Annotated in this window: 8 protein-coding genes and 1 pseudogene; all 9 read right to left on the bottom strand. The window is 44.9% G+C overall.

Features of this window, described 5'->3' with window-relative positions; all coding sequences use genetic code 11:
• Positions 1-67: 67 nt before the first annotated feature.
• Positions 68-1,438 carry an amino acid adenylation domain-containing protein gene (locus Phpb_RS15790; RefSeq protein ID WP_065391174.1) on the bottom strand — a complete coding sequence of 457 codons (1,371 nt, stop codon included), beginning with the start codon at positions 1,436-1,438 and terminating at the stop codon, positions 68-70.
• Between the two features lie 9 nt (positions 1,439-1,447).
• On the bottom strand, positions 1,448-2,683 hold the full coding sequence (locus tag Phpb_RS15785) for a cytochrome P450 (RefSeq protein WP_065391173.1): 1,236 nt from the start codon (positions 2,681-2,683) through the stop codon (positions 1,448-1,450).
• The gene (locus tag Phpb_RS15780; RefSeq protein ID WP_065391172.1) at positions 2,680-4,203 is read right to left on the bottom strand and encodes an MbtH family NRPS accessory protein; all 1,524 of its coding nucleotides are present in this window, start codon (positions 4,201-4,203) and stop codon (positions 2,680-2,682) included. The genes Phpb_RS15785 and Phpb_RS15780 overlap by 4 nt, the downstream gene beginning before the upstream one ends.
• Positions 4,196-4,966, bottom strand: a complete 771-nt coding sequence (locus tag Phpb_RS15775) for a thioesterase II family protein (RefSeq protein WP_065391171.1) — start codon at positions 4,964-4,966, stop codon at positions 4,196-4,198. The genes Phpb_RS15780 and Phpb_RS15775 overlap by 8 nt, the downstream gene beginning before the upstream one ends.
• A complete protein-coding gene (locus Phpb_RS15770) occupies positions 4,963-5,142 on the bottom strand; it encodes an MbtH family NRPS accessory protein (RefSeq protein ID WP_065391170.1) in 180 nt (59 codons plus the stop codon). Before Phpb_RS15770 ends, Phpb_RS15775 begins: the two co-directional genes overlap by 4 nt.
• Complete coding sequence (locus Phpb_RS15765; protein WP_065391169.1) at positions 5,139-6,785, bottom strand: ATP-binding cassette domain-containing protein; 1,647 nt, start codon at positions 6,783-6,785, stop codon at positions 5,139-5,141. Before Phpb_RS15765 ends, Phpb_RS15770 begins: the two co-directional genes overlap by 4 nt.
• Entirely contained in the window at positions 6,782-8,518 is a 1,737-nt protein-coding gene (locus Phpb_RS15760; protein WP_240492575.1) for an ABC transporter ATP-binding protein, read from the bottom strand. Before Phpb_RS15760 ends, Phpb_RS15765 begins: the two co-directional genes overlap by 4 nt.
• Before the next feature lie 19 nt (positions 8,519-8,537).
• A complete protein-coding gene (locus Phpb_RS15755; RefSeq protein ID WP_065391167.1) occupies positions 8,538-10,130 on the bottom strand; it encodes a condensation domain-containing protein in 1,593 nt (530 codons plus the stop codon).
• A gap of 3 nt (positions 10,131-10,133) precedes the next feature.
• Positions 10,134-10,454: pseudogene (locus Phpb_RS26970) on the bottom strand (RNA-guided endonuclease InsQ/TnpB family protein); the annotation flags it as partial.

Below are 10,454 nucleotides of genomic sequence, written 5' to 3'. Positions count from 1 at the left end.
TGATGCCTTTTTGGCATCGTTTTCATCACAGCAAAAGCCAGGAAGACAAAAAATGAGTGTAGCACTATTATGAAATCTTATTTAGTTGTTCAACATGGCGATCACTGTCAATGTTCAGCACAACACAAACAGCGCTCACATCCTGGCAGCTTTTTATTGCATGCTCTACTTCTGCCAACTCAACTCGATGCCCCCGCACTTTGACCTGATCATCAAGCCTGCCTACAAACTCAATCAGTCCATCATTCGACAATACTCCTTCATCACCAGTAGCAAACATTCTGGCTCCTGGTTGGGTGGAGAAAGGATCAGGTAAAAAACGCAGGCTGGTTAGCCCAGGTTGATATAAATACCCCCGTGCGACAGACTGTCCCCCAATATAGATTTCACCACGCTCACCTGGCCTGACCGGTCTCAACATTTCATCCAATAAGTACATTTCCGCATTGACGATGGGTTTACCTAAGGGAGATTTTATCGCATCAATACTTAATGATGACATAGAGTAACTACTCACCAAAGTCGTTCCTTCAGTCGGACCATATACGTTATTAAATAAAAAGTATTTGTCTGGTTTCTGCTTTCTGGACAAATACTTAAACGCATGAGTGACTGACATTGCATCGCCACCAACAAGCAATTGAGGTACGCTATCCAGAGCCTCTTCGCGATAATCTACCAATACGTGGAATAAGGCAGGTGTCAGTAGCAATATCGTAATACCATGTTCAACAAGGCATTTCGGCAGCTCATCAATGGCTTGATATGAAGGAGAAGCCAATACCAATGCCGCTCCATTAGTCAATGCTCCCCATATTTCAAAGGCAGAAGCATCAAAAGCCGCCGGTGCTAATTGCAATATTTTTTCATTAGGTCCGAAATGAACGTACTGCTGCTTCTGGCTAACGAGGTTGGCAACACCATGATGAGTCACTCCCACTCCTTTGGGGCGTCCTGTACTTCCCGAGGTATAGATAACGTAAGCTAGCTGTTGACTGGTAACTTGTGGCAGGATTTTTGGCACTACAGATTGGATTTCATCGATATAAACAGTGGCAACATTTTCAATGACCGTTGAATCTTTCATCATGGTTCGAGTCAACACCAACCTTGCACGCGAGTCCGTTATCATATAACGAAGTCGCTCAGCCGGATAATCGGGTGGTAGTGCTAAATAAGCAGCACCAACTTTAAGCGCAGCCAACATCGCTATGATCATGTCAGAAGAGCGCTCAATATAGATTCCAACCACATCTTCAGCCCCGATACCCGACTCCATTAGTCGATAGGCAAGTTGGGTAGCACGGTCTTGCACATTTTGGTATGTCATTTCTACATGATGTGCACTAATGGCGATCTTGTGAGGAGCATTTTCAACCATCGCATCAAATTGTTCATGCAACACTATTCGTTCATGCAACACTATGCGTTCTTTCATTATTTATTCCTATGAATAATGTGCAGCAGTCAATTTGACTGGCAAGCGATGGTAACCAGATAGAAAAGTCGAATAGATAGGGCTGGGTTCTCCACACAAAGAGATCTCATCAACAAGCTCCACAAGCGCCTCCAGCAGTGCAGTAATTTCTATTCTGGCAAGAGCGGCACCAAGGCAAAAATGAGCCCCATATGAAAAAGAAATATGCCGATTATCACTCCGATTCAGATCAAGCTGATTGGGTTTAGTAAAGACGGTTTCATCAAAGTTAGCAGACCGATTCCAAACAATGACAACATCACCAGCCCTAATCTGCTGACCGCCTAATTCAACATCTACCGTTGCGGTCCGACCACCATGTAAAGCCGGCGTGGTCCATCGTAACAACTCCTCTACTGCCTTACTAATTTCTGCTTCACCACGTCGCAATTGAGCCCAGCATTCTGGATATTCGGCAAATGCTTTTATGATGCCTATCAATGCCAACCGAGTTGTTTCATCGCCACCCAGTAACACGCTATAGCAATTGAAGACTATTTCTTCTTCTGTTAATGCCAAGGAGTTTTGAGTCATTGCTATCAGGTTACTGACAAGATCATCTTCCAATGGCTCGATTTTGCGAGTCTGAATACATTTATAGAAATACATCAACACTTCGTTTCTGGCGAGTCGGGTATCTACTTTATCAACTGACAAAGAGTTCGAAGCCAGTGCTGCACTTGCATTGACAAATAGTTTTGCTCGATCAGATTCTGGAATTTTCAAAATATCACATATAGCCGCTAACGGAATATGTGGAGCTACATCAGTGGCAAAGTCACATTGCCCGGATGCTACCGCATTATGTACAAGCTCATGCATCGCATTTTTGATTCTTTTTTGTACCGACATCAGGTTCTTAGGGCTGAAAGACTTTAACAACTCTTTGCGGATTTGACGGTGTCTGTCTCCATCAGACACTGCAAGCATGCGACCACCCGCTGTGTCTCCATCATGTAACAGTGTAGCCATGACATTTCCACGAACAGAGGTAAAGGTTTGACTATCACGGTAAACCCGCATAGTTAACTCATGGGTGCTGACAACCCAAAATCCTGATTGACCATTGACCGATGGATGCCAAGCGACAGGTGACTCATTACGTAATTGCCGCCAGATGTTATCTATATCAGGACGTAAATGAGTCAGGGGGTCAGTGAGATTTATGTTATCCGGCACTTTAGCTACATTTGAAATAAGACTCATATCGCCCCCAATTCATGCGCATTAAGAATTTGAACTTCTTCACTGTCCATAAATCGAACATGAAAACGCAAGCACTGCCCCATACGCTGATAAATATCCAGAAATGCCTTATGGTTATCCACTTTGCCCAACACCATGTTAATTTCATTGGTTTGTGAGCCACCCGGCAAAGTAGTTCCTGCCCACACATATGGGCGATATGACGATACACCATCAAGAGAGAGAAGTTCATCTTCCCCATTAATTCGGAGAATTTCACATGGACGTGTTGGCGCAATATGGCAGATATTGAAATAGACGCGCTCAGGATTGAACACAGGGAAATCAATCATTTTTCCCAGCGCTAATCGTGCAGCCATTTCAAGCAGGCTAATATTGAGGCTGATTTTGGCCATCTCGTTGATACCCCCACCCACTCGACCATTTACTTCAATGATCCTGGGTCCCTGCTCAGTCAACTTCAGTTCGGTATGGGTGATCCCCCGATTAACTCCTAACACTTTGATGGCACTTGACGTTAATGCATAGATTTGGTTTTGTTCACTATCACTTAAGACTGATGGCCAGATATGACCATATTCACGAAAAGGGGGACTAAGTGGCATCTTGCCGGTCACATTTATATGCTTAATCTCTCCGTTAACCACCAAGCTTTCAACCGAGACATAATCGCCAAAAGGCAACGATAGCCGCCCCTGGAGGAACTCCTCTAATACCAGTGAACGACCACCATCAAATCCAATCTGCTTATTTGAAAGCAGTTTTTCTACCAGTCTCTTTCCTGTTTGCGGATCTTCAATAAGATAAGTATCGATGCTGCCACCACCATAGGATGGTTTTAACACTGCGGGAAGACAAACTTGTTCAACAGCTTGCTCCCAATCTGACACAGTGTTAATGAGGTAGAATCTTATCGACTCAATGCCAGCCTCTTGTAAAGCCACTCGCTGCTTATATTTGTCAGTAAGCCGATAGACCGTTTCGAGATCGTGAAAAGGCAAATTCAAGTGTTTTGCCAGCGTAGCTGTAAGACGTAAGGCACGCTCACTAAATGTCACAATCCCCGCAGGATTAAGGAGAGCGAGTTCTGATACCGCCCTTGCAATATCAGAACCATCAACTACGTGACAAAATCGTGAGAAGTAGGATATGCGCTCTCTTGTGTGTTCGTTTGAATTGATAACAAGTACAAGTGGTGCAACCCCATTCAATTCAGTGACAATATCTTTGGGAAGGGCTGCGCCTTCATCATAAATCACTATCAGAGGTTGATTATCAAAGGATTGTGGGCCATTACGCAGAGAAGCCGGGCGCATATCGGTCCAAACTTCTTCAATCCATTTTTTACATGTTTCTTGCGTCCCACTAAAACCGGTCGCTCGCCATCCGATAGCGACAGGCCATTCGGAATGAACACAGGCATATTGCTCTTCATCATTTATTACAACCAAATATTCATCCGTCAAACCTTCAAAACTGGATGAATACTTCATTTGTGTTTGGGTATTTTCATCACTCATTAGCGCAGACTTCCTTTTTTAAGCAAGTTTGACGGATACACAAATAAATGTCGTAAAGCTGATCTCGATAATAGAAGTGATCTCCAGGGAACATGACTAATTGGCAAGAATCATGTGTCAGCGATTTCCACTCTTGTAAATGATATGGACTCACCCACGGGTCACGATCACCGCCAATGGCTAAAATAGGGCAATGTACCTTGCCACTGGCTTGTTTGTGCTCAGCCACCAACAAATAATCAGCACGCAATACAGGCAACATGAGATCAAGCACATCCTCATGAAGCAGTTTCTTATCTTCATTTCCTATATTGGTTTTTAGCTCTTCAATCCAAGCTTCCCGGCTCATGCAGAGTATCTCTTCTGGTACCATGCCATTCAAATGTGGTGGACGTGCTGCTGATAAGACCAAATATTCAACGGTTCGGTTAGCTTGTTCTAAAAGTAATGCCAATTCATGACATAACAATGCTCCCATACTATGACCAATAAGAAGAAGAGGACCCTGTGTATGCAGCAATACATCTTTTGCCGCTGTAGCCGCTAAATCTCTTATACATAAAGGGAGTGGTTCAATACTTCGAGAACCTCGTCCCGGATACTGAAGCACCAGTACCCGATAACTATCTGCCAGCAGTTGCTGAACCCAGTCGGTCATAGAATAAGCACTGCCGCCGCCAAAAGGCGCAATCACAACAGTCATTGTCGTTTGCTCTTGATCGCAGTAATTCCATAATCCTGGCGTCAGTTGAACACGTTTCATTCCAACGTCTCTCCGGAAACTTTCAATTTGGGATCACTCCAATATGTATCTATCCAATCCAGGCATTCTTGTTCTGATCCCGAAAAACCCACACTTTGCCACCCTACCGGTAATGTCCGACCTTCTGGCCAAATGGAGTGCTTATCCTCTTTGTTACATACCACCCTGTAATTCATGATGTTTCGCTCCGCCGTTTGATAGTCACCACTTGATCCGCCTGAGCAAGCAGGTCAATATTTTGCGAGGCTACAATCCAGATCCCCGGCCACTTTTTAGGTAGTGCTGACCATATGGCTCTGGCTGTATCAGTATCCAGAGATGAATCGCAATCATCGACGACATAAACTTCGGCTGAATGACATAGCATACGGGCCAATGCCAAACGTTGGCGCTGGCCTCCTGATAACTGTTTGACACTACCGGAACCCAGCACAGTATCAAGCCCTTCAGGAAGATCAGATGAACCCGGTTTCAGATATACTGCCGTTAACGCCCACTCCATAGTTTCATCACTGATAGCGTCGTTACCCAGTGCCAAGTTATCTCGAACAGTACCGCCAATAAAGCCAGCACCCTGACGGGCATAAGTAACTTTAGGGCTTTGCCACCAATCAACGTCTCCACAAACTTCTTTGTTATTCCAAAGCACACTTCCTGATAAGTGTCGTTCCAGCGCTAGCAGACCGCGAAGCATACGACTTTTACCGGAACCCACTTCTCCATTAACGACAATGAGTTGATTGGGTGTAGCTACAAACGAAATAGGTTGCGTATCGCTATTGCAACAAAGCCCCCTCACCGTCAGTGATTTCAGTATGTCATCAGCAATAGGGGCTTCGCTGACAGGCTGCTCTGTCTGTAACAGTGGCTGAATTCGCTCGTAGCAGACATCGGCATTTTTATAGTTAGCCAATGCGCGACCAAAAAAGAAGATCTGCTCACTGACCCAACCGATATAAGTCAAAAACAGAGCCAATTTACCAATAGTGAAATCACCACTGACAATTCGGGTACTGACAATAATCAAGACAATAGAGGTACCTAGCATCACGATGTTACGAAATAGCCCCGACAGCAGATCAGTGAACATTTGATGCTTTGCCTGCACCGCCCGACGACGTTCAAAACTTGCCGAAAGTCGCTCAATATGCAGATCCAACTTTCCACCAAGGCGAAGGTCACGGATTCCTGCCAATATGTCGGTGATACGACCCGCAATTTGGCCTTGATATTGACGTTTCTCTTCCTGTAATGCTCCGACCTTATGTTTGAGAGCTATACCCAGCCACAAACCACCAACCATCGGTAAAAGCGCCAATGTCGTCACAATGTCAGTACTCAGCAACACGACAAGTGCTATCAACAATAGTACCGCCCGGTAGAAGAAATCTGCTGTCCAGCCGAGAAAAGAGGCTACTTCATCACTGTCATTACGAATACGGTTGAGCATATCCCCTTGAGAAAGACGCAGATCCGCGCCAGAGTGACTGCAATTTATTCCCTCCAGAATGCGTTGTTTAAGATATGCGCTGACCTTAAAAATAAGGGTAAAATCAATCTGTAAGCCAAAAATCAGTATCACTGAGCGTAATACCATCGAGCCTACCGCCAATACCAATAGCCACCAAACCGCTGAACCTGCGGGATCGACAACAGCACTATCAAGAAGCCGGCTGATGGCAAAACCAACGACCAAAGGTAAGCCGTGGATCAGCGTCCATATAACCATGCTGATGAAGTAAAGAAAGGAAAATCTGCGCACTAAACTCAGTAAAGAAGGCAACATTTTTGATGGGAAAAAGTGGGTTAACCCCGTCATGATATAAGTTCCCTATGTTTTGTTAACGTTTTGATCCCTGCGCCATGAAGGACTTCCTCGACACGGCCTTCATTCATGATAATGATTTGGTCAGCAGTGGATAATGTATGCAGGCGATGGGCAACGATGATCACGGTACGATTAGCGCTAATTTTTTCCAGTAATCTCATCCAACTCTGCTCAGTGCGAGGATCTAATAGCGAGGTGCCTTCATCGATAATGATTAATTGTGCGTCTTGAAGCATGGTTCTTACCCCGGCAATCATTTGGACTTCCCCTTCCGACAATGAACGCCCCCCAACCCCCACCAAAGTATCCAGCCCCTCTGGTAATGTCTTCGCCCATTTATGGATCTCTAACTCTTCGAGCGCGCACCAAATTGCATCATCTGAAATGCTGTTATCGAACAGAGTTAAGTTTTCGCGTAGTGTTGCTGAAAAGAGATACGCTTTTTGGCTTAACACTGCCACACGATTGGAAAATTCATCAGGATGAATGGAAGTGACCTCAACACCAGCAAGAGTAACCCGTCCGCTATCAGGCTGAGCCAACCCACACATGAGATTGAGTAATGTGCTTTTACCTGCCCCCGTGCGCCCAACAATGCCCACTTTGCTTCCAGCGTCCACACTGAAGCTCACGTTATGTAAGACTTGCTTACCCTGACTTTCATAGCGAAAGTCAACCTGATCAAATTGAACTGACAGGGGGCCTTCAGGTAGCTGATTCTCTACACTGTTGTGATTGACTTTCTCCTCATCTCGCAACATCTTGACTACCAGTGATAAGGTCGCCATCAATTGTTGTACCTGATCTACCTCCGAAGACATGTCTTCCATTGGCTCTCTGAGTCGGTCAACATAAAGATAAATCATGGTTAACGTACCAATACTGATACTGTTATGACCGAGTAATTGCAGCCCAAATCCAAAACCCAGGCCAAAACTCAAGGCAAAAAATAGCTGGGTAATCGGCCAAAATATGCGTCCGCTGACATAGGCTTTACGTTCTATTTTTAATAAGCCAGAAAGCATCTTCTGTAGTTGCAAAGCAGGCCAACGGCTCCTTCTCAATGAATGCAAATCATCTTTCGCGGCAAGAGTATCGCCGATAAAACCAAATATGTGGGCTCTCTCTTCACGGGCTTTTTTCCATCGCACTACTGCAAGGTTAGTAAGTTTCACCAGAACATAAGCCACAACGAGAACCAACACGGTAATTGCGATACCAACTTCTGGGATAATAGAAAACAAAATCACCAAAGTACCTAATGCTAATGCGATATTTCCTATAATCCGGAATCCAGATTCCGCAATAGTTTTTCCAATGATGTCCGCATTCCCCTCAATCTTTTCAAGGAGCTTACCCTGAGCTTCACTTTCAATTTGCAGGATAGACCGATTGTGCACAACATGATGAAATAGCTGACGCCTAAGTGCATCGGCAATACCCCAACCTGCACTGGTACTGCAATAACTGGTAACCAGACCAGCGATAACACCGCCAAAAGAGATGATTGCGTATCCCAAAGCCAAGAGGACCAGTTCATAAACGAAAGTACCTGCGGTAGCTTTATCGATGTAATGACGGATCACAAATGGCCCCACTAAATCGCAAACAAGTGTGGCAATTAATGCCAGGAAAGTGCCAATAATGGCTTTTTTCATTGTCCGGGCGCTCTGCCAAAGCAACTTAAAACCTGTTAATGGGTTAGGAGAGTTCATACCTTGCATATTCGTTTGTATCTTCATATTAATTTTTATGAGTTATCCGTTCATTAAATTCAGATAGGACCGTTTTTATTTGCTCTTTTGGCATGACATCACCTGCAAATTGAGCACGAATTTCCATCTGGCCATCATTCACACTGATGTTAAAACAAAGCAAATAATCCATCGGCGTTACCCGAGGCTTCCAGTAACCCGTTCCCTCTGTGGTGATATCAATAAAGATCGGATTAACTTTCTCCTCATCAGGTGTATTCAGAAATAAAAGCTCTCCTTCAAAATCCAGTCTTAATTGTGGTCGAGGAATTGCCTTTAATTTTTCGGTGATTTTAGGATTAACAGAAAGATAGCGAAGTGCTTCAAAGCCAAACCCTCGAACAGGTACCTCACGTAACAACCGCGCCACGTCAGTTGCATGTTCATCAAAACTGCGTCCCATCGAAAAGGGCAACAGGAACGGAAAACCACATGTAAACCAGCCGATAGTGCGTCCTAAATCAACTTCGTCGAATAGGTCTTCTCGACCATGTCCTCCCAACTCAACAAGGATATTGTTGGCACTGGAAGGAAAATGGCTTTCTAAAGACCGCGCAAGCAGAGTCAGTAATCGGGCAAGTACGGGAAGTTGACTGTGCTCAGATGGTTTTAAAAACTGCTGAGTCTGTACTTCATCAAATACTGTTGTTTGCTCAACCATATTCGCCTCAATGCCAATAGCATCCGTACTTACTAACTGCTGTGCCTGTTCATAAGGTTGTGAAAGCCAGTAACGAACACCAAACAACTCTGGATCATCCTGCACCAATCGGTGTAAACGTCTGGCCCAAGCGAGATACGAAGTTGTCGGAATATCTAATTCATGGGCTTCAGCTCCGCCAAGCAACGCCGCTAAATCTTCTGTAAGTAAATCCCAGGAATAAGGATCGACTACCAAGTGATGAACTATAATCAACAATTTGTCCGGCAAATTATGAGCAGTCCGATAAAGTTGTATGCGGCAAATTGGCCCATTCTGCAGATCTAACGACTCATGACCTATATTCGCTAACTCAGTAATTTTCTGCGATAAGCTATTTGGGGCTATCTGCTGCAATTCAAATTGTTCGGTTGCGATACGGGCTTGCGGGTTAATTCCTTGCCACCTCCCCAATGCAGTAACCATAAAGCTGACTCCCAAAATAGGGAATCGGACTAATAGCGCTGATGCCGCCTGTTCAACAGTCGCCAATGACAAAGTGCGACTCAGTGTAAACAACACACCATGATTACAATGATTTTCATTTGGATTATCACGCTCAAAAAAAGCATGCTGAGCTGGTGTCAAAGGGGCCAAATCACTTAATTCATTCGGCGCATGTCTGACTTTGGTTAGTGCGCCCTTCCACTTGGCTAATAATGCATTAATTGCAGCTTCATTATGACGGAAAGGGATGTATTCAAGGGTAATAGTCAGTTTCCCATCAACGATGGCCGCATTGATTTCCCATTCCAGAGGACGGTGCCCCGTTGCTGCCCGCCGCATTCCAATATCTTCTTCTACACTGAAAAAGCCATCATTCGGCTGCTTCGTATTGAAACGCCGTGACTGCTCCCCGCCGTAAACGGCGAGGCTTCCCACTTCTCAGACCGCGACCGTCGATATGACGGATTTACACGGGTCTCCATGAGCTGTTACGACGAGTCCCGCCGCCTTTAATTCCAATATGCCCTTGTGTCGGATATTGATTGCCGCATTAATATCTCGGTCATGCTCAACTCCACACACTGGACACTGCCAGATACGCTTGTGTAGTGGCATTTCAGTCATTTTGTTACCGCAGCAGTGACAGATTTTCGAACTGGCGAACCATTGATCCAGTTTGACCAGATGAACTCCTCTTTCTGCTGCTTTGTATTCCAGTTTTGTGATGAATCCATACCAGCCCGCATCGCCGATAGCACC

Source organism: Photorhabdus namnaonensis, assembly GCF_001684335.1.
In the GTDB taxonomy this organism is placed as follows: Bacteria; Pseudomonadota; Gammaproteobacteria; order Enterobacterales; family Enterobacteriaceae; genus Photorhabdus; species Photorhabdus namnaonensis.
Note: the sequence above shows the minus strand (reverse complement) of the source record. Positions and strands in the feature narration are given on the sequence as shown.

Excerpts from the sequence above, each read along its gene's own strand:
- Phpb_RS15790 (WP_065391174.1), bottom strand. The coding sequence starts at position 1,438 with ATGAAAGAACGCATAGTGTTGCATGAACGAATAGTGTTGCATGAACAA.
- Phpb_RS15785 (WP_065391173.1), bottom strand. The coding sequence starts at position 2,683 with ATGAGTCTTATTTCAAATGTAGCTAAAGTGCCGGATAACATAAATCTC.
- Phpb_RS15780 (WP_065391172.1), bottom strand. The coding sequence starts at position 4,203 with ATGAGTGATGAAAATACCCAAACACAAATGAAGTATTCATCCAGTTTT.
- Phpb_RS15775 (WP_065391171.1), bottom strand. The coding sequence starts at position 4,966 with ATGAAACGTGTTCAACTGACGCCAGGATTATGGAATTACTGCGATCAA.
- Phpb_RS15770 (WP_065391170.1), bottom strand. The coding sequence starts at position 5,142 with ATGAATTACAGGGTGGTATGTAACAAAGAGGATAAGCACTCCATTTGG.
- Phpb_RS15765 (WP_065391169.1), bottom strand. The coding sequence starts at position 6,785 with ATGACGGGGTTAACCCACTTTTTCCCATCAAAAATGTTGCCTTCTTTA.
- Phpb_RS15760 (WP_240492575.1), bottom strand. The coding sequence starts at position 8,518 with ATGCAAGGTATGAACTCTCCTAACCCATTAACAGGTTTTAAGTTGCTT.